The sequence below is a fragment of the Vibrio sp. YT-19(2023) genome, from assembly GCF_033337395.1.
In genome coordinates, this window is record NZ_JAWOQN010001028.1 from 1 (window position 1) to 541 (window position 541).

Below are 541 nucleotides of genomic sequence, written 5' to 3' on the forward strand. Positions count from 1 at the left end.
AACCAGTAGCCATTTAAAGACCGTGCTTCAACAAGCATCGTTGGACTTGATGCAAGTGCTGAAAGTGCCGGATGCCAAATTAAAATCTACGATGCTGGTGGCGGGAATGCCCATGAATCCCGATGCCTTGGAATTGTTTGTGCAAGCTAACCATTATCTTAATGTCTCTGATGCCAAGCAGTTTCGCCAAGGCATCGATTTGATGGAAAATATTTTAGAAATCGAGCCAGATAATGCTTATGTTCAAGCTGAATTGCTGATTGCTTACCACGTGCAGAAAGTGCTTGATTCGTCTCTCGAACTAAAGAAAGGGCGAGTGCAACAACTCAGCGATGCGCTGGAAACCAACGTGAAAATGATGGTTGGGCCAATTCAACCTCGAATTTATGAAGCTTTGGCCCTACACGAAACCATCGCTGGTGACATGGCTTCAGCCAAGCAGCATCTTGGGCAAGCATTGAGGTTACGAGATTCAGTGCTGTCTTATGTGATTCGTGGTAAGCATGCTGAATTGGATGGTGATCTGGATTTGGCCAGTGAG

1 pseudogene is annotated in these 541 nt (G+C 45.7%); it reads left to right on the plus strand.

Features of this window, described 5'->3' with window-relative positions:
• Positions 1-541, plus strand: a pseudogene (locus R7E78_RS29830) (transcriptional regulator CadC); the annotation flags it as partial.